Genomic DNA, 17,800 nt, shown 5'->3' with positions numbered 1-17,800 from the left:
TGTTGCAATGACTGAGGACCTCATCCTGACCGTAAAGTGCCCCGACAAGCCGGGCATCACCTACGCCATCACCGGGTTGCTCGCCACCGTGGGCGGCAACATCATGGAATCCCAGCAGTTCAATGACCCCGAGTCGGGATACTTCTTCGTCCGCATCCGGGCGCGCGTGCCCGGCGGAAAGGCCACGATTGAGGCGGCGTTCGCCCAGCTCGCGGCCAACCACCAGATGACCTACCAGCTGTCGGAGGCTGACGCGCCCCTGCGCACCCTGGTCATGGTCACGAAGGACGCTCACTGCCTGTCCGACCTCCTGTCGAAAAACCGCGAAGGGCTCCTGCCCATCGACATCGTGGGCGTGGTGGGTAACCACACCACTCTCCAGCCGCTGGCCGACTTCTACAACAAGCGTTTCATCCACATCCCGATCAGCGCCGAGACGAAGGCGGAGGCCGAGGCCGAGCTACTCCAGCTCATCGAGGACGAGGGCGTGGAACTGGTGGTGCTCGCCCGCTACATGCAGATCCTGTCCTCGGAGCTGTGCGAGCGCCTGGCCGGCAACGTCATCAACATCCACCACTCCTTCCTTCCCTCCTTCAAGGGGGCCCGCCCCTACCAGCAGGCCTTCTCGCGCGGGGTCAAGCTCATCGGCGCCACCGCCCACTACGTCACCTCCGACCTGGACGAGGGCCCGATCATCGAGCAGGACGTGGTGCGCGTGGCTCACGACGACGACGAGCGCGAGCTTCGCGCCAAGGGCGCTGAGGTCGAGCGCCAGGTGCTTTCCCGGGCGGTCAAGTGGCACGCCGAGCATCGCATCCTCATGAACGGCAACCGCACCGTTATCTTCTCCTAAACGTCTGGTGGGCGACGCCGGCCGCGCACCATCGCCCGCCGCGCCGGGGACGCGGGCCCACGGCTCGGGCGTCGTTCGCGCTCTAAGACGGTAAGTCTCACAGCTCGTACCGCCCGGTCGGCAAGAAGAAGGGCTGGGGTAGACTGGGCGGGTCGCGACTGGCGTAGGTGGTCACCACCGGGGAGCGGCACAGAATTGACCGCGGGTCGTTCGCCTGGGCACGTGGTCGCATAGGGCCTACGGGCCAGATATGGGGAGATTCTGATGACCGACCTTTTCAACCAGTCGCTGCGCGACCTCGACCCGGACATCGCGAAGGTTCTTGATGATGAGCTGAACCGCCAGCGCGAACAGCTCGAGATGATCGCCTCCGAAAACTTCGTGCCCCGCGCCGTGCTCCAAGCGCAGGGCTCGGTGCTGACCAACAAGTACGCCGAGGGCTACCCTGGCAAGCGCTACTACGGTGGGTGCGAGTTCGTGGACGTGGCCGAATCGCTCGCGATCGAGCGAGCCAAGGCCGTGTTCGGCGCCGAGTACGCCAACGTCCAGCCGCACTCGGGCGCCCAGGCGAATGCCGCCATCTACCACGCCCTGCTCAAGCCAGGGGAGACGATCATGGGCCTCGAGCTCTCCCACGGCGGCCACCTCACCCACGGGATGAAGATCAACTTCTCGGGCAAGAACTACAACGTGGTCGCCTACGGCGTCTCGCCCGACACGTATCTCATCGACATGGACGACGTGCGGGCCAAGGCCCTCGAGCACAAGCCGAAGCTCATCATCGCCGGCTGGTCGGCCTACCCGCGCCACCTCGACTTCCAGGCCTTCCGCGACATCGCCGACGAGGTCGGCGCCTACCTGTGGGTGGACATGGCGCACTTCGCGGGCCTTGTGGCCGCCGGCCTGCACCCGAACCCGGTGCCCTATGCCGACGTCGTCACCACCACGATCCACAAGACCATCGGCGGGCCCCGCTCCGGCATGATTCTCTCCCGTGACGCGGAGACCTTCGGCCGTAAGCTCAACTCGGCCGTCTTCCCCGGCCAGCAGGGCGGCCCGCTCATGCATGTGGTGGCGGCCAAGGCGATCGCGCTGAAGATCGCGGCCACGGCCGAGTTCAAAGACCGTCAGCGCCGCACGCTCGAGGGCGCGAAGATCCTGGCCGAGCGCCTCGCCCAGCCCGACGTGGCCGAGAAGGGTATCGCGGTGGTCTCCGGTGGCACCGACGTCCACCTCGTGCTGGTGGACCTGCGCGACGCCGAGCTCAACGGCCAGGAGGGGGAGGACCTGCTCCACGAGGTCGGCATCACGGTCAACCGCAACACCGTGCCGTTCGACCCGCGCCCGGCCGCTGTCACCTCCGGCCTGCGCATCGGCACCCCGGCGCTTGCCACCCGCGGCTTTAGCGCGGATGAGTTCCGCGAGGTCGCTGACGTCATCGCCACCGCCCTGCGCGACGGCAAGGATGCGGACGTGGCGGCCCTACGCGCCCGCACTGCCAAGCTCGCCGCCGACTTCCCGCTGTACGAAGGGCTGGACCAGTTCGCATGATCCTCATGGACGGAAAGGCCACGGCGGCCTCGATCAAGGAAGAGGTCGCCGCGCGCACGGCCGCCCTGCGCGAGCGCGGAGTTGTGCTCGGGCTGGGCACGATCCTCGTAGGGGATGACCCGGGGTCGAAGATCTACGTGGACGCCAAGCACCGCGACTGCGCCGAAGTCGGCATCCAGTCGCTGCGCATCGAGCTACCACGGGAGGCCAACACCGAGGACGTGCTCGCCGCCGTCGAGCACTTCAACCAGGCCTCGGCCGTCACCGGCTTCATCGTCCAGCTCCCGCTGCCCCCGCAGTGCGACACGGAGCGGATCGTGGAGGCGATGGCGCCGGCGAAGGACGTGGACGGGCTGAGCCCGCTCAACGTCGGCCGGCTCGCCTCCACCTCGCGCGGCGAGCTGCCCACCCCGATCGCCTGCACTCCGCGCGGCATTGTGGAGCTCGGCCAGCGCCACGGCGTCGAGTGGGCCGGCGCGGTGGTGTGCGTGGTGGGTCAAGGCCAAACTGCCGGCCGCCCGCTCTCCCTCCTGCTCACCCACGAGAAGGTCGGCTCTACGGTCATCGCCTGCCACGTCGGCACCCGCGACCTCGCCCGGCACACCCGGGAGGCCGACGTCGTGGTGGCCGCCGCCGGCGTGGCCGGACTCATCACGCCCGACATGGTCAAGCCCGGATCCGCCGTGTTCGACGTGGGCGTCACCCGAAGGCTCGATCCTGCAACGGGCAAGAACAAGATCATCGGCGACGTCGACCCGGCGGTTCGAGAGGTGGCCGGCTACTTCTCGCCCAACCCGGGCGGGGTGGGGCCGATGACCCGCGCCACTCTCCTGCTCAACGTGGTCGAGGCCGGGGAGAATGCCGCGGCCGGGCGGGTCTAAACGGACGTAACCGGGGGCGCCGGCGTCGTTAGCCACGGGCGTAGCGGCACCGGCCGCCCCTGCGAATGTCGGAGCCAGCCCGTATGCTTGGAGCGAGGAGGTCGCATGCTTGTCGCCACAGTCAACGTCAATGGAATCCGTGCAGCCGCCCGCAAGGGCATGGGGGAGTGGATCGAGGCCGCGGACGCGGACGTCATCTTGCTCCAGGAGGTGCGCGCGCCCGAGGAGCTGGTCGCTGGCCTGATCGGCGATCGCTACCACGTGGTGGAGCAGGCCTCCGCCCTCAAGGGGCGCGCCGGCGTGGCGGTGGCGGTGAAGACCGAGTATGAGCTGGGCGCCGTGCGCCGCGGCCTGCAAGCGGGTTTGGAACCGGACGATGCGGGCGCGCTCGCGGAGCCGGCCGTGGATACTGGGCGCTGGATCGAGGTGGACGTGCCGGAGCTGGGCACCACCTTCGTCTCGGCCTACCTGCATTCGGGGGTGGCGGATAACGCGGAGAAGATGGCGGCCAAGTATTCTCACCTTGACAGGGTGACGTTGCGCTTGGCCGCGCTACGGGCCGAGCGCCCGGCCGACCTCCCGCACGTGCTCGTGGCGGGGGACTTCAACATCGTCCACACCCCGCTCGACATCAAGAACTGGAAGCCCAACCACAACAAGACCGCCGGCGTGCTCGATTCCGAGATCGCCTACCTCGACCGCTGGTTCGCCGACTATGTGGACACGCAGCGGGCGCTGGTGGGCGAGGCGCAGGGCCCATACACGTGGTGGTCCCAGCGCGGCAAGGCCTTCGATAACGACGCCGGGTGGCGCATCGACTACCAGATGACCACCCCGGACCTGGCGGCGCTCGCCGTCGATGCCCGGGTGGATCGGGCCAGCCAGTACGATATGCGCTGGTCGGATCACGCGCCGCTCGTCGTTGACTACCAGGACTAAGGAGAGACATGAGCGCGCAGATCCGAGAAAAGAAAAGCCCTCCGCCGGTGGCGGTGCGCAAGGCCATCCGGCTCGTTGAGTGGGTGATGAACCTGCGGATCGTACGGGCCTTCCAGCGCTACGGGGTGGCTCGCGGCGCCCAGCTCTCCGGAGGCATCGCCTACTCGGCGCTGTTCGCGCTGGCCGGAGCGCTCACCATCGGGCTGACCGTCTTCTCCTATACTCTGGGCGGCAATGATCAGCTGCGCGAAAACCTCTTCGCCACGATCGACACGGCTCTGCCCGGCATCCTCAAGACCGAGGCGAACGCGGGCGGCCTGCTCGATCCGAATGACCTGATCGTGGAGGATCCATTCAACCTGGCCTCCCTCGTTGCGCTGCTCGTGTTGTTATGGTCGTCGATCTCGCTCATGGGCGGGTTGCGCATGACGATCCAGTCGATGTTCGGCATCATCATGGTCCCCCGCAATGCCGTGGCCGCCAAGCTGCTCGACCTGTCGGGATTCCTGGTGCTCGGACTTGGGGTGCTGTCCACCACGCTGCTCGTCTCGGTCACCCAGCTCTTTGGGGAGAGGGTCTTCGACTTCCTCGGCATCTCGGGCGGCGCGGGCAACTCCCTCATCACGGCCGGCACCTACGCGGCGGCCTTCGTCATCGACGCCGCCGTGGTCATGTACCTCATCCGCGTCATGTCCGGGGTCAAGACCCCGCTGCGTGACCTGGCACTCGGCGGGGTGACGGCCGCGATCGGATCAGCCGTGCTGAGAACCGCAGGCACGGCCGTGGTGGGTTCGGCGTCGAACAACGCGCTGCTCGCCGGTTTCGCCGCGATCGCCACGCTGCTTCTGTGGATCAACTTCCTCGGTCGGCTCCTGCTCGTTGCGGCGTGCGTGGCGGCCAACCCGCCCGCCCCCGGCAAGCCCACGCCCTCCCAGGTGGAGCACCTGGAGGAGACCCCGAACTACGTCACGGAATCCGTACCCGACACGAAGAGCTGGGTGCATGACCCGCGCTCGGGCATCATCGCCCCCGACCCGCCCGAGCCCACCGCCGAGCAGACCCCGGAGTGGAAGGGCCTGCGCGAACGGCGCGCCCGGAAGCGGATCGAGGCCGCCGAACAGGGCATGCGCGAGGCCGAGGCCGCGCTCGCCAAGGCCCGCCAGGATTATAAGGATGGGGCGTGGGACGCCTTCTACGCCTCCACTCACTACACCACCAATTCGAAGAACGCCGCCGTCAAGAGGGGCGACGTCGTGATTGAGGATGAGCAATGATCCACGCCATCGTTCCCGCCGGCGGTGCCGGCACGCGCCTGTGGCCGCTCTCGCGGCGCAACTACCCGAAGTTCCTCACCGACCTCACGGGGGCCGGGCGCACGCTCATCCAGCAGACCTATGACCGGCTCGCGCCCGTGTCGGAGACCGTGACGGTGGTGACAGGCGTGGCGCACCGCGACGCGGTGGCCGCCCAGCTGCCCGAGTTGGGGGAGGACGCGATCATCGCCGAGCCCTCACCGCGCGATTCCATGGCCGCCATCGCGCTCGCCGCGGCCGTCATCGCCAAGCGTGCGGGGGACGTCGTGATCGGATCGTTCGCTGCCGATCACCTCATTGCCGACGTACCGGCGTTCCATGCGGCGCTCGCGGAGGCCGAGCGAGCCGCCGAGATGGGGTACCTCACCACCATCGGCATCACTCCCGACCACCCGGCCACCGGCTTTGGCTACATCTACGAGGGGGAGGTGCTTGCGGAAGAGGGGACGGCGCGCCACGTGCAGCGCTTCGTGGAAAAGCCCGACGCCGCCACGGCCGCCAAGTATCTCGCCACCGATCAGTACCGGTGGAACGCGGGGATGTTCGTGGTCAAGACCTCGGTGCTGCTCGGCGCGCTCGAGCGCTTCCAGCCGGGGTTGTACGCGGGGATCATGGCGATCGCGGCGGCCTACGACACGGCGGCGGGGCCGGACGTGCTCGCCGAACACTGGCCGGAGCTGAAGAAGATCGCCATCGACCACGCGATCGCCGAGCCGCTGGCCGAGATGGGCGGGGTCGCCGTCGTGCCGGTGGAGATGGGCTGGTCCGACGTCGGCGACTACGCCTCGCTGCGAGAGCTACTGGACGGGAGCGCGCACGTGGCCCCAGGCGGGAGAGCGCAGCCGGTGATCGCGATCGACTCCCCGGGCGCGCTCGTGTACACGCATTCGAAGCCAATTGCCGTACTCGGTTTAGAAAACGCGGTGATTGTCGAGTCGGAAAATGCGATTCTCGTCACTAATATTGCGTGTTCGCAAGAAGTGAAAGCTATCGTAGAGCAGATTTCTGCCGTGGGTATGGACGAAATTCGGTAAAATCCCGGGAACATACATTAGTGCACAGATAGCTAATAACTGTTAAACGGGATTATTGCGAAAAGATTACAGATTCGTCACTGTGCGACAACCGCGCACACGCGCGCTAAAGTTGATGTGATCACTGCACAGGGGTAGTGAAAGTAGCACACGAAGGTTACGAAGGAGTTATCCGTGAGGAATTTCAAGAAGTTTGCGGCCGTCTTGGCCTCAACTGCTCTTGCACTCAGCGCCTGCTCTGGCGGCGGGGACAACGGTTCGGAAGGGGGCAAGTCCAACTTTAAGGCCTGCCTCGTCTCGGACGCCGGCGGTTGGGATGACCGCTCGTTCAACGAATCCGCATACAACGGCCTCATGCAGAGCAAGGAGTCGCTCGGTATCCAGGTCAAGACGGCCGAGTCGTCCTCGGACGCGGATTTCGCGCCGAATGTCGAGGCCATGGTCGCTGACGGCTGCAACATGATCATCGGCGTTGGCTTCCTGCTCGAGCAGCCGCTCCAGGATGCCGCTGCGAACAACCCGGACATCGAGTTCGGCCTGGTCGACTCCTTCTTCACCGACGGCGACGCCACCGTCACGGTTGAGAACGGCCGCCCGCTCGTCTTCAACACCGCCGAGGCCGCCTACCTCGCCGGTTACCTGGCAGCTGGCATGACCAAGACCGGCACGGTCGCCACCTTCGGCGGCCTGCAGATCCCGTCGGTCACCATCTTCATGGACGGCTTCGCCGACGGCGTGGCCAAGTACAACGAGGACATGGGCACCTCCGTCAAGCTTCTCGGCTGGGACAAGGCTTCGCAGGCCGGTGCGTTCACCAACTCCTTCGATGACCAGACTCTCGGCAAGCAGCAGGCCCAGCAGTTCATCGACCAGGGCGCTGACGTCATCATGCCGGTTGCCGGCCCGGTCGGCCTCGGTGCCGCCGCTGCCGCCCAAGAGGCTGGCGACGTCATGTTCATCGGTGTTGACTCCGACTGGTTCAATACCGCTCCCGACTACGCCGACCTCATGCTGACCTCGGTCATGAAGGAGATCGCGGCCTCCGTCGAGGATACGATCAAGGCTGGCTCGGAGGGCACGTTCTCGTCCGATCCGTACGTGGGTACCCTCGAGAACGGTGGCGTGTCCATCGCTCCGTACCACAACTTCGAGGACAAGGTTCCGGCCGAGCTGAAGGATGCGATCATCAAGCTCGAGGAGCAGATCAAGTCTGGCGAGCTCAAGGTTGAGTCTGACGCCTCTCCGAAGAGCAACTAGTCCTGTCTAAGCAACCTGGGGAGGCCCGGCCCGTCCAGGGCCGGGCCTCCCCGTTTACTGTCACAGGAAGGCAGACACGTGAAACTCGAACTGAGAGGGATCACCAAGCGGTTTGGGACCCTCGTGGCGAACGACCACATTGACCTTGTGGTCGAACCAGGCCACATCCATGCGCTTCTCGGTGAGAATGGCGCAGGTAAATCAACGTTGATGAATGTTCTCTACGGCCTCTACGAGCCGAACGAGGGCGAAATTCTTCTGGATGATAAGCCCCAGAAGTTCAGCGGTCCCGGCGACGCGGTTGCCGCCGGCATCGGCATGGTCCACCAGCACTTCATGCTCATCCCCGTCTTCACGGTCGCCGAGTCGATCGCGTTGGGATACGAGCCCACGAAGGCCGCGGGCCTCATTGATATCGCCAAGGCGCGCAAGCTCGTCAAGGACGTCTCCGCCCGCTTCGGCTTTGACCTTGACCCGGATGCCAAGATTGAGGATCTCCCTGTTGGCGCGCAGCAGCGCGTGGAGATTGTTAAGGCGCTCTCGCGTGACGCCCGCGTCCTCATCCTCGATGAGCCCACTGCTGTGCTCACCCCGCAGGAGACGGACGAGCTGATGGCGATCATGCGCCAGCTCGCGGACGCCGGTACCTCGATCGTCTTTATTACCCATAAGCTTCGTGAGGTCCGCGCCGTTGCGGACGACATCACGGTCATCCGTCGTGGCAAGGTGGTGGGGGCGGCAGACCCGACCTCCACCGAGGCCGAGCTGGCCACCCTCATGGTGGGTCGCCCGGTCATGATGCAGGTGGAGAAGGAGCCGGCCAAACTGGCCGGCCCGGGCCTGGTGGTTGACAACCTCACCGCGTTCGACTCCGCCGGCACCAGGGTGCTCGACGGCGTGAGCTTCGAGGTGAACAAGGGTGAGGTCGTGGCCATCGCAGGTGTGCAGGGCAACGGCCAGACCGAGCTTGCGGAGACCATCGTCGGCCTGCAGGAGCCTGCGGGCGGCACGATTTTGCTCAACGGCACCGATATCACCGCACACGGCGTGCGTCAGACCATCGAAGACGGCATCGGCCAGATCCCCGAGGATCGCTCCAAGGACGGCGTGATTGCCAGCTTCTCGATCGCCGAGAATCTGGTGCTCGACCAGTACCGTGACAAGCCGTTCTCGGCTGGCGGCGTGCTTCGCCCCAAGGTCATTCACAAGAATTCGCTGGACAAGCAGGAGGAGTACGACATCCGCTTGACCTCGGTCTACGACCCAATCTCCACCCTGTCGGGCGGTAACCAGCAGAAGGTGGTCGTGGCCCGTGAGCTCTCGCGTGACCTTGAGCTGCTGATCGCGAACCAGCCCACCCGCGGCGTGGACGTCGGCTCGATCGAGTTCATCCACAAGCGCATCGTGGAGGTGCGCGACGCGGGCACCCCGGTGCTCCTCGTGTCCTCCGAACTGGATGAGGTGGTGGCGCTCGCTGACAGGATCGTCGTCATGTACCGCGGCCGCGTGATCGGCACCGTCCCCGCTGACACCTCGCGTGACGCGCTCGGCCTCATGATGGCCGGCGTGCCCCAGGAGGAGGCCCTGGCGATGTCGCAGACCCCGAAGGAGGAGCTCTAAATGGCTCAGAATACGACCTCCCCGCGCAAGGCGGGCGTGGGCACCTACATCAAGGGCTTGGTCTACAGGTGCGTGCGCTCCGGCTGGCTCGTGTCGGTGCTCGCGGTGCTCATCGCGTTCGTCATCGGTGGCATTCTTATTGCGCTCACCGGCTCGAACGTGCTTGAGGCCTACTATGCGATGTTCCGCGGCGCGATCTTCGACCCGCAGGGTTCGACCTTCGTTCGCCAGATCAAGCCGATTACCGACTCCTTCTTCTATGCCATCCCGCTCATCATCGGCGGCCTGGGCTTGGCTTTCGGCTTCCGCGCCGGCTTGTTCAACATTGGCGGTGCCGGCCAGCTGATCTTCGGCGCGCTCGGCGCGGCGTGGGTGGGCTTCAACATGTCCTTCCCGCCGGTCATCCACACCCTGCTCGCCCTGCTGGCGGGCATCGTGGCCGGCGCGCTGTACGCGGGAATCGCGGGCGTGCTCAAGGCGCGCACGGGCGCGAACGAGGTGATCGTGACGATCATGCTCAACTCGATCGCCACCCTCGCCCTTGGCTACATCCTTTTGCAGCCGGCCTGGCAGGTGCCCGGCTCGTCTTTCCCGAAAACGCCGACCGTGGCCGATTCGGCCGCGCTCAGCCCGTTGCTGCCCGCGCCGTTCAAGCTCCACGCGGGTATCATCATCGCCATCCTGGCCACGATCCTGTTTTGGTGGGTGCTCGAGCGCTCGACCTTCGGTTTCGAGGTCCGCGCGGTGGGCGCCAACCCGAACGCTGCCCGTACCGCGGGCATCTCGGTGGGCAAGGTGACCACGCTGACGATGGTCGTCTCCGGCTCTTTCCTCGGGCTCGCCGGCGCGAACGAGGCGCTCGGCACCATCGGGTACGTCTCGTCGAACGTGGCCGGTACGGTCGGCTTCGACGCGATCACGGTGGCACTCCTTGGCCGCAACAAGCCGCTCGGCACCTTTTTCGCGGGCCTGCTGTTCGGCGCCTTCAAGGCCGGCGGTTACATCATGCAGACCAGGGGCGTGCCGGTTGACATGATCCTCATCTTGCAGTCCATCATCGTTCTCCTCATCGCGGCCCCGGCGCTCGTGCGCTGGATCTTCCGCCTGCCGTCAACGAACACCGTCACGCTGCGCCAGTACATCACGCTGACCGAGCGCGGCATCGACGTGACCGAAGAGAACGCGAATGACCTGGTGGCGGCCGGCGTCGTCACTGAGAGCGTCAAGCCCGTGCGCGACGAGAGCCGGATCAGCGTGGCAGGGGACACCGCGGAAGCGACCGACGAGCTGAACAAGGGAGGCCAGCAATGAGCGTTGACGTTCGCAACGAGGCTCCGCAGGTGGCGGAGAATGAGGAAGTGAAGACTCGCCTGTCGTGGAAGCTTCCGATCACGTACGCGTTGGCGACCCTCCTGTTGGTCTTCTTCGCACTGAACGCCAAGGGTGAGACGATCCTGCGCCTGGGGCACCGTAGCCAGTCCTACACGATGGACGATGCCACGATTGACGCCCCGCTGTTCCTGTGGGTGTTTGCCATCATCGCACTCGCCGGCACCGTCTGGTCGATCCTGTCCACGCTCTCGCGTGGCAAGTACGGCAAGATGGGCCGCACCCTGGACCTGGTGACGATGCTCCTGGTGGGCACCGTGACCATCCTGTCCTTCCTCATCTTCGCGGGCGCCGGTTCGGCGGGCGCGGTCACGCTGACCTCCACCCTGGGTGCGACGGTGGCGATCTCCACCCCGCTCATCTTCGGCGCGATGTCCGGCGTGATCTGTGAGCGCGTGGGCGTGGTTAACATTAACATTGAGGGCCAGCTCCTGGCGGGTGCGTTTGCGGGCGTGATGGCGGCGTCGTTCTTCAAGAACGCATACATCGGCCTGCTCTTCGCCCCGGTGGCCGGCGCGCTGCTCGGCGCCCTGCTCGCGCTGTTCGCGGTGCGCTACGGCGTGGACCAGATCATCGTGGGCGTGGTGCTCAATGTGCTGGCGCTCGGTCTGACCGCGTTCTTCTACGACACGATCATGACCCAGGACCAGCAGCTGTTCAACACGAACCGCTACTCGCTGAGTGCGATCAAGATCCCGGGCCTGTCCGAGATCCCGGTGATCGGCCCGATGCTGTTCAACCAGACCATCATCGTCTACGTCATGTACGCCGCGGTGATCTTCCTGGCGATCTTCATCTTCCGTTCCCGCTGGGGCCTACGCCTGCGCGCCTGTGGCGAGCATCCGAGGGCCGCGGACACGGTGGGCATCAACGTCAACCGCACCCGCACGCGCAACACGATCCTCGGATCGGCGATGGCCGGCTTCGGTGGCGCCTCGTTCACCATCGGAACGGGCCTGGCGTTCACGGACAACATTTCCGCAGGTAATGGATACATCGCCCTCGCGGCCATGATCCTCGGTAAGTGGCACCCGGTGGGTGCCATGGGCGCGGCCGTCATGTTCGGCTTCGCCCGCGCGGTTGCCCAACTCGTGCCCTCGCTACACAGCGGTATCCCGTCCAACCTGCTCAACATGATCCCTTACATTGTGACCATCATTGCCGTGGCCGGCTTCGTGGGTAAGTCCAAGCCGCCGGCGGCCGAGAATATCCCCTACATGAAATCATGAATATTGACTGGAACGCCTTAAAAGAACTGGCGATTGAAGCAATGCATAGCGCCTACGCGCCGTACTCGGGTTACCCGGTGGGGGCGGCGGGCGTGACCACCGATGGCCGCTATGTCTCCGGTTGCAACGTGGAGAACGCCTCCTACGGCCTGGGCACGTGTGCGGAGAACGGCATGGTTTCCGCGCTCGTCCGCTCGGGCGGGGGTCAGCTCGCGGCGGTGTGGTGTGTGAAGGGCGACGGCGAAACCGCGGTTCCCTGCGGCCGTTGCCGTCAGCTGCTGTACGAATTCGGAGGGCCGGAGCTGCTGGTGTACATGCCCAAGACGGGACCCCAGCCGATGACGTACGTGCTCCCGGAGGCCTTCGGGCCGCGTGACCTCACCGCGTACGGCAGCGAAGATAGCGTTGACATGGCGAAGACGGTTTTTAAGGACTGATATGACGGAACAGTTTGATGTCGTTGACATCATCCGGGCCAAGCGCAACAAGAACAAGTTGACGCTTCCCGAAATCAATTGGACGATTGACGCCTACACCCGTGGCGTGGTGGGCGATGAGCAGATGGCCGCGCTCGCGATGGCGATCTTCCTCAACGGGATGGACCGGGAGGAGATCGCCCAGTGGACCCAGGCAATGATCAACTCGGGTGAGCGGATGGACTTCGCCTCGTTGGGCAAGCCCACCGCGGACAAGCACTCCACGGGCGGCGTGGGGGATAAGATCACCCTGCCGCTAGCCCCGCTCGTGGCTGTCTACGGCGTGGCCGTCCCACAGCTCTCAGGCCGCGGGCTGGGCCACACGGGCGGCACGCTCGACAAGCTCGAGGCCATCCCCGGCTGGCGCGCGGCGCTCAGCAACGACGAGGTCATGACCCAGCTCGCCGGCTGCGGCGCGGTGATCTGCGCGGCGGGCTCCGGCCTGGCGCCGGCGGACAAGAAGCTGTACGCGCTTCGTGACGTGACGGCTACCGTGGACTGCATCCCACTCATCGCCTCCTCGATCATGTCGAAGAAGATCGCCGAGGGCACCGACTCGCTCGTCCTCGACGTCAAGGTCGGCTCGGGCGCCTTCATGAAGGACCTGTCGATGGCCCAGGAGTTGGCCCGCACGATGGTCGACCTCGGTACCGACGCCGGCGTCACCACCACCGCCCTGCTCACCGACATGTCCACCCCGCTCGGCCTCAAGGTGGGCAACGCCCCCGAGATCGCCGAGTCGGTGGAGGTGCTCGCGGGCGGGGGACCGGCCGACGTCGTCGAGCTCACCCTGGCGCTCGCGCGCGAGATGCTCACCGCAGCCGGCCAGCCCGACGCGGACATCGAAGAGGCGCTCAAGGACGGGCGTGCCATGGACAAGTGGCGCGAGATGATCCGTGCCCAGGACGGTGATCCGGACGCCCCGCTCCCGGTGGCCAAGCACTCTCACGACGTGTTGGCCGATGAGGATGGTGTGCTCACCGAGCTCGACGCGCTCGCTGTGGGCGTGGCCTCGTGGCGCTTGGGTGCCGGCCGTGCCTTCAAGGAGGAGCCGGTCCAGCTGGCTGCGGGCATCGAGCTGTACAAGAAGCCGGGCGACACGGTGAAGAAGGGCGAGAAGCTCATGACCTTCCTCACCGACGAAGATGGCCGTATCCCGCGTGCGCTTGAGGCGCTCGAGGGCGGCGTCGTGATCGGCGGAGAGTACAGGCCGCGCGAGTCGGTCGTGCTGGATCGCATCGCCAAGTGAACCTGTCCACTATTCTCGCGCGGCTCGCCCGCCCGGTCGTGACCCCGATCCAGTTCTCCTGGCCCGATGATTTCGTGGCCGAGGACTGGTTCGCCGACGACGCGGCGGGCGAGCCATACGGGGGCCGCCGGCTGGCCCAGTCCACGGGTCAGACCTGTGGCGCCATGGTGGTGCTGGCCGCCGGTATGCTCTTCGACCCGCTCCTGCGCGAGCGTGTGGAGCGCGAGGGGCCGGAGCGTGCCGAAGCTGAGATCTACGCCCAGTTGCGCCACCGGGCGCTCGGCCCGCTCACCTGGCCGGCCGCCTTCGGCTCGCCGCCGTGGGCGGTGGCCAGGGAGATGACGGCGATCGCCCGGCAGGCGGGCTATGACGTCACCTACGTCAGCACGCCCGTGGATACGGACACCGAACGCGGGCGCGCGATCCTGCAATGGGCGTGGCACGCTGCCGGCGTCGGCCTGCCCGTGCCCCTCTTCACCGGGGGAGACCTCGCCGAGGGCGTGGCACGCGCCGTGCCCCGGCACGTCGTGCTGGCACTGCCGGCCGCCGATGACTCACCTGAACTATCCATCTACGACCCGGGGTCGGGATCCGTGTATCGCGTCCCCATCTTTTCCATGGCGCAGCGGTCAACGCCGCTGCCCGCCTTTGGGCACTGGACACGGCTTGTGTGGGCAGTGCTCCCGCAACCTATGAAGGAGTAAACATGACTGAAGTTTCAAAGATGATCGACCACACCCTGCTCAAGCCGGAGGCCACCATCGAGGACGTGGCCAAGCTGGTCGAGGAGGCCAAGGAGCTCGGCACCTTCTCGGTGTGCGTCTCCCCGTCGATGCTCCCGCTGCCGGCCAGCATCGAGCTGGGCGACGTCAAGCTGTGCGTTGTGGTCGGCTTCCCCTCGGGCGCCGTGGCCTCCGAGATCAAGGCCGCCGAGGCCGCCCGCGCGGTTGCCGCCGGTGCCGACGAGGTGGACATGGTCATCAACCTCGGCTACGCCAAGGAGCACGACTGGGACGCGCTCGGCTACGACATCGCCGTGGTCCGCGACGCGATCCCGTACGCCCTGCTCAAGGTCATCATCGAGTCCGCCGTGCTGACGGACGAGGAGATCGTCGAGGCCTGCAAGTGTGCGGCCGAGGCCGGCGCTGACTATGTCAAGACCTCCACTGGATTCCACCCGGCAGGTGGCGCCTCCGCCCACGCCGTCAAGCTCATGCGCGAGACCGTGGGTGAGGACCTCGGGGTCAAGGCCTCCGGCGGCATCCGCGACGCCGAGACCGCCAAGGCGATGATCGAGGCCGGCGCCAGCCGCCTCGGCCTGTCCTCCTCGCGCGCCGTCATCGAAGGATTCGCCAACTAGTATCTACGGAATCGGAGGCGTTGACGCGAGCCGCGTGACTGCCTCCCGCACGTGCGGTCCACGGAGACGCCGCCAGCTGGTGAAACGCGAAGGCCCCCGATTTTTCGGGGGCCTTCGCGTGTACGCAGGTGCTTAGAGTGTGAGCATCTGCGCCACATCTGCCTTGAAGCGCTCCATGCGCTCCTTGGCCGCCTCACGCGCCTGCGGGAGCGAGTCGGCGTCGGCCACGGGCACGATCACTTCGAGGTAGCACTTGACCTTTGGCTCGGTGCCTGATGGGCGTACAATCACGCGGTCGCCCTCGGAGGTGCGGATGCGCAACGCGTCCGTGGGCGGGAGGTCGGCGTTGCCCTCGGACAGGTCCTCGATGGAGGCCACGGGCAGGCCGAGCAGCTCGGTGGGCGGCTCGTTGCGCACCTTCGCCATCGTGGCCGGGATGATCGACAAGTCATCCACGCGCACCGTCACCGGGGCGGTGAGGTACAGGCCGTGGCGGATCGCCAGGGCATCGAGCACGTCCTGGATGGACTTGTCCTCGGCCTTCATCTTCGCCGCCGTGATGGCGAGCACGAGTGCGGTCGAGACGCCGTCCTTGTCCTTCACCAGCTCCGGGTAGGAGCAGAACCCGATGGCCTCCTCGTAGCCGAAGAGGATGTCCTTGGCACGCGCGATCCACTTAAAGCCCGTCAGGGTCGAGTGGTAGTCCAACCCGTGGTGTGCGGCGATCTGGGACAGCAGCTGGGAGGACACGATCGACGAGGCAAGCGAGCCCTTCGTACCGGCGGCTGCCGCGGCTGCGCCCACTTGCTCGCCCAGGACCGAGCCGATCTCGTCGCCTGACAGCTGACGCCAGCCAGACGGGGTGGGGATGGCGGCCGAGCAGCGGTCGGCGTCGGGATCGGAGGCGATGATGATGTCGGCGCCCACCTCCTGCGCCACCTTGATCGCCTCATCCAGCGCGCCGGCCTCCTCCGGGTTGGGGAAGGCGACGGTGGGGAAGTCCGGGTCGGGCTCGATCTGCGAGGGGACGTCGACGACATCGGTGAAGCCCGCTGCCTCGAGCAGCGGGTGGACCAGGCTCTTGCCCACGCCGTGCATGGCGGTGTAGACGATCTTCAGATCGCGCGGGCCGTCTGCCACCTGGGCGAGGGTGTCGGCCACGTAGTCGTCCACGATCGAGGCGGGGATGACATTCCAGCCCTCCGCCATCGGGACCTCGTTCGCCGCGGGGGCGGCCGCGATCTTAGCCGCGATCTCGCTATCGACCGGCGGGATGATCTGCACGCCGTTGCCGTCCGCGCTGGCCGCGCGCCCGCCGAGGTAGACCTTGTAGCCGTTGTCCTTGGGCGGGTTGTGCGAGGCGGTGACCATCACGCCGGCGTCGGCCCCGTACTTGCGCACGGCGTACGCTAGCAATGGGGTGGGCAGCTGGAAGGGCATGAGGTGGGCGGTGCCGCCTGCGGCAGTGACGATCGCGGCCGTGTCGCGCGCGAACTCATCCGAGTGGTAGCGGGCATCGTAGCCGATGACAACCACGAAGTCGTCGGCCACCGTCTCCTTCAGCCACGCGACCAGGCCGGCGGCGGCCCGGCGCACAACCGCCGCGTTCATTCGGTTCGGCCCGGCCTCCATGACGCCGCGCAGGCCGGCGGTGCCGAACTGGAGCGTGCCAGAAAAACGGTCTTCAAGATCGGCCGTGGCATCGGCGTCGCCGGCCTTAGCCGCCGCAAGAAGCGCCTCGAGCTCGGCTCGGTCGGAAGCCGAGGGGTCGGCGGCAATCCACGCCGCGACGTCGTCAAAAAGCTGTGAGGTCATCACATCTCCTTCGCAATTCGTTCAATGATGTCCGCGAGAAGCTGGGAAATGCGCGGGCCGGCAGCCCTGCCAGCCTCGAGCACTTCGGCGTGGTCAAGCTTGACGCTCGCCACACCGGCGGCCAGATTCGTCACGAGCGAGATGCCGAGGATCTCCATCCCCATCTCACGTGCTGCGATCGCCTCGAGTGCGGTGGACATGCCCACGAGGTCGCCGCCGAGCGTGGCCGCCATGCGGACCTCCGCCGGGGTTTCGTAGTGCGGGCCTGGGAACTGGACGTAGACGCCCTCTGCCAGGTCCGGATCGATGTCGTGAGCCATCCCGCGCAGGCGGGACGAGTACAGGTCCGTGAGGTCCACGAAGGTGGCGCCCTCAAGCGGGGAGGTAGCGGTCAGGTTGATGTGATCGGAGATGAGGACGGCGCTACCCGGGCCGGTCTCCTCACGGGTGGAGCCGCATCCATTGGTGAGGATGCAGACCTTCGCTCCGGCGGCCGCCGCAGTGCGCACGCCGTGAGCGACGGCGCGCACGCCCTTGCCCTCGTAGAAGTGGGTGCGGGCCCCGAGCACCAGGGCGTGCTTGCCATCATTGAGGCGGATCGAGGTGAGTTTGCCTCCGTGGCCGGCCACCGCCGACTTAGAAAAGCCGGGGATCTCCTCGGCCGGGATCTCAGCCACGACCTCACCGATGAGGTCGGCCGCCCCGCCCCAGCCAGAGCCGAGAGTCAGCGCGATGTCATGCTTATCGACGCCCGTCACGTCGGCGATCTTTGCCGCCGCTTCGCGGGCCAAATCCATGTAATCCATGGCCGATATTTTACAGGAGTAGCACGGC

The 17,800-nt window shown here is 66.4% G+C and carries 16 protein-coding genes; 14 read left to right on the top strand and 2 right to left on the bottom strand.

What is annotated here, in order from left to right; genetic code table 11:
• Positions 1 to 7 precede the first annotated feature (7 nt).
• The 14 genes from purU to deoC all read left to right on the top strand — a co-directional run bounded on the left by purU (position 8) and on the right by deoC (position 15,151).
• Positions 8 to 853, top strand: coding sequence for a formyltetrahydrofolate deformylase (gene purU, locus HMPREF3174_RS00240; RefSeq protein WP_148132134.1), 846 nt, complete (start codon positions 8 to 10; stop codon positions 851 to 853).
• A gap of 264 nt (positions 854 to 1,117) precedes the next feature.
• A complete protein-coding gene (gene glyA, locus HMPREF3174_RS00235; protein ID WP_070447278.1) occupies positions 1,118 to 2,404 on the top strand; it encodes a serine hydroxymethyltransferase in 1,287 nt (428 codons plus the stop codon).
• A complete protein-coding gene (locus HMPREF3174_RS00230; protein ID WP_068538479.1) occupies positions 2,401 to 3,285 on the top strand; it encodes a tetrahydrofolate dehydrogenase/cyclohydrolase catalytic domain-containing protein in 885 nt (294 codons plus the stop codon). The genes glyA and HMPREF3174_RS00230 overlap by 4 nt, the downstream gene beginning before the upstream one ends.
• Positions 3,286 to 3,390: 105 nt before the next feature.
• A complete protein-coding gene (locus HMPREF3174_RS00225; protein ID WP_062613915.1) occupies positions 3,391 to 4,224 on the top strand; it encodes an exodeoxyribonuclease III in 834 nt (277 codons plus the stop codon).
• An 8-nt stretch (positions 4,225 to 4,232) separates the two neighbouring features.
• The gene (locus HMPREF3174_RS00220) at positions 4,233 to 5,498 is read left to right on the top strand and encodes a YihY/virulence factor BrkB family protein (protein ID WP_062613916.1); all 1,266 of its coding nucleotides are present in this window, start codon (positions 4,233 to 4,235) and stop codon (positions 5,496 to 5,498) included.
• Complete coding sequence (locus tag HMPREF3174_RS00215) at positions 5,495 to 6,571, top strand: mannose-1-phosphate guanylyltransferase (RefSeq protein ID WP_070447275.1); 1,077 nt, start codon at positions 5,495 to 5,497, stop codon at positions 6,569 to 6,571. Before HMPREF3174_RS00220 ends, HMPREF3174_RS00215 begins: the two co-directional genes overlap by 4 nt.
• A gap of 174 nt (positions 6,572 to 6,745) precedes the next feature.
• On the top strand, positions 6,746 to 7,828 hold the full coding sequence (locus tag HMPREF3174_RS00210; RefSeq protein ID WP_062613918.1) for a BMP family lipoprotein: 1,083 nt from the start codon (positions 6,746 to 6,748) through the stop codon (positions 7,826 to 7,828).
• A 78-nt stretch (positions 7,829 to 7,906) separates the two neighbouring features.
• The gene (locus tag HMPREF3174_RS00205; RefSeq protein ID WP_070444934.1) at positions 7,907 to 9,448 is read left to right on the top strand and encodes an ABC transporter ATP-binding protein; all 1,542 of its coding nucleotides are present in this window, start codon (positions 7,907 to 7,909) and stop codon (positions 9,446 to 9,448) included.
• Positions 9,449 to 10,759 (top strand): ABC transporter permease, encoded by a 1,311-nt coding sequence (locus HMPREF3174_RS00200; protein WP_082661210.1) that lies wholly within the window; start codon positions 9,449 to 9,451, stop codon positions 10,757 to 10,759.
• The gene (locus HMPREF3174_RS00195) at positions 10,756 to 12,066 is read left to right on the top strand and encodes an ABC transporter permease (protein ID WP_068538475.1); all 1,311 of its coding nucleotides are present in this window, start codon (positions 10,756 to 10,758) and stop codon (positions 12,064 to 12,066) included. The genes HMPREF3174_RS00200 and HMPREF3174_RS00195 overlap by 4 nt, the downstream gene beginning before the upstream one ends.
• Entirely contained in the window at positions 12,063 to 12,503 is a 441-nt protein-coding gene (locus HMPREF3174_RS00190) for a cytidine deaminase (RefSeq protein WP_062613921.1), read from the top strand. The genes HMPREF3174_RS00195 and HMPREF3174_RS00190 overlap by 4 nt, the downstream gene beginning before the upstream one ends.
• A 1-nt stretch (position 12,504) precedes the next feature.
• Positions 12,505 to 13,791, top strand: a complete 1,287-nt coding sequence (locus HMPREF3174_RS00185) for a thymidine phosphorylase (protein ID WP_062613922.1) — start codon at positions 12,505 to 12,507, stop codon at positions 13,789 to 13,791.
• Positions 13,788 to 14,495 carry a hypothetical protein gene (locus tag HMPREF3174_RS00180; protein WP_070444931.1) on the top strand — a complete coding sequence of 236 codons (708 nt, stop codon included), beginning with the start codon at positions 13,788 to 13,790 and terminating at the stop codon, positions 14,493 to 14,495. The genes HMPREF3174_RS00185 and HMPREF3174_RS00180 overlap by 4 nt, the downstream gene beginning before the upstream one ends.
• A 2-nt stretch (positions 14,496 to 14,497) precedes the next feature.
• Positions 14,498 to 15,151, top strand: a complete 654-nt coding sequence (deoC, locus tag HMPREF3174_RS00175; RefSeq protein WP_068538474.1) for a deoxyribose-phosphate aldolase — start codon at positions 14,498 to 14,500, stop codon at positions 15,149 to 15,151.
• A 132-nt stretch (positions 15,152 to 15,283) separates the two neighbouring features.
• On the opposite strand, the gene HMPREF3174_RS00170 is transcribed toward deoC, so the two are convergent.
• Positions 15,284 to 16,966, bottom strand: a complete 1,683-nt coding sequence (locus HMPREF3174_RS00170; RefSeq protein WP_062613925.1) for a phospho-sugar mutase — start codon at positions 16,964 to 16,966, stop codon at positions 15,284 to 15,286.
• The gene (locus tag HMPREF3174_RS00165) at positions 16,966 to 17,772 is read right to left on the bottom strand and encodes a purine-nucleoside phosphorylase (RefSeq protein WP_210382909.1); all 807 of its coding nucleotides are present in this window, start codon (positions 17,770 to 17,772) and stop codon (positions 16,966 to 16,968) included. The genes HMPREF3174_RS00170 and HMPREF3174_RS00165 overlap by 1 nt, the downstream gene beginning before the upstream one ends.
• Positions 17,773 to 17,800: the final 28 nt, after the last annotated feature.

The organism is Trueperella sp. HMSC08H06, from assembly GCF_001808465.1.
GTDB lineage: Bacteria > Actinomycetota > Actinomycetes > Actinomycetales > Actinomycetaceae > Trueperella > Trueperella bernardiae.
The sequence above is the reverse complement of the archived record's forward strand: the minus strand, read 5'-3'. Positions and strand labels throughout refer to the sequence as shown.

What these genes read in the sequence shown, in the direction of transcription:
- purU (WP_148132134.1), top strand. Translation starts at nt 8, where the DNA reads ATGACTGAGGACCTCATCCTGACCGTAAAGTGCCCCGACAAGCCGGGC.
- glyA (WP_070447278.1), top strand. Translation starts at nt 1,118, where the DNA reads ATGACCGACCTTTTCAACCAGTCGCTGCGCGACCTCGACCCGGACATC.
- HMPREF3174_RS00230 (WP_068538479.1), top strand. Translation starts at nt 2,401, where the DNA reads ATGATCCTCATGGACGGAAAGGCCACGGCGGCCTCGATCAAGGAAGAG.
- HMPREF3174_RS00225 (WP_062613915.1), top strand. Translation starts at nt 3,391, where the DNA reads ATGCTTGTCGCCACAGTCAACGTCAATGGAATCCGTGCAGCCGCCCGC.
- HMPREF3174_RS00220 (WP_062613916.1), top strand. Translation starts at nt 4,233, where the DNA reads ATGAGCGCGCAGATCCGAGAAAAGAAAAGCCCTCCGCCGGTGGCGGTG.
- HMPREF3174_RS00215 (WP_070447275.1), top strand. Translation starts at nt 5,495, where the DNA reads ATGATCCACGCCATCGTTCCCGCCGGCGGTGCCGGCACGCGCCTGTGG.
- HMPREF3174_RS00200 (WP_082661210.1), top strand. Translation starts at nt 9,449, where the DNA reads ATGGCTCAGAATACGACCTCCCCGCGCAAGGCGGGCGTGGGCACCTAC.
- HMPREF3174_RS00195 (WP_068538475.1), top strand. Translation starts at nt 10,756, where the DNA reads ATGAGCGTTGACGTTCGCAACGAGGCTCCGCAGGTGGCGGAGAATGAG.
- HMPREF3174_RS00190 (WP_062613921.1), top strand. Translation starts at nt 12,063, where the DNA reads ATGAATATTGACTGGAACGCCTTAAAAGAACTGGCGATTGAAGCAATG.
- HMPREF3174_RS00185 (WP_062613922.1), top strand. Translation starts at nt 12,505, where the DNA reads ATGACGGAACAGTTTGATGTCGTTGACATCATCCGGGCCAAGCGCAAC.
- deoC (WP_068538474.1), top strand. Translation starts at nt 14,498, where the DNA reads ATGACTGAAGTTTCAAAGATGATCGACCACACCCTGCTCAAGCCGGAG.
- HMPREF3174_RS00170 (WP_062613925.1), bottom strand. Translation starts at nt 16,966, where the DNA reads ATGACCTCACAGCTTTTTGACGACGTCGCGGCGTGGATTGCCGCCGAC.
- HMPREF3174_RS00165 (WP_210382909.1), bottom strand. Translation starts at nt 17,772, where the DNA reads ATGGATTACATGGATTTGGCCCGCGAAGCGGCGGCAAAGATCGCCGAC.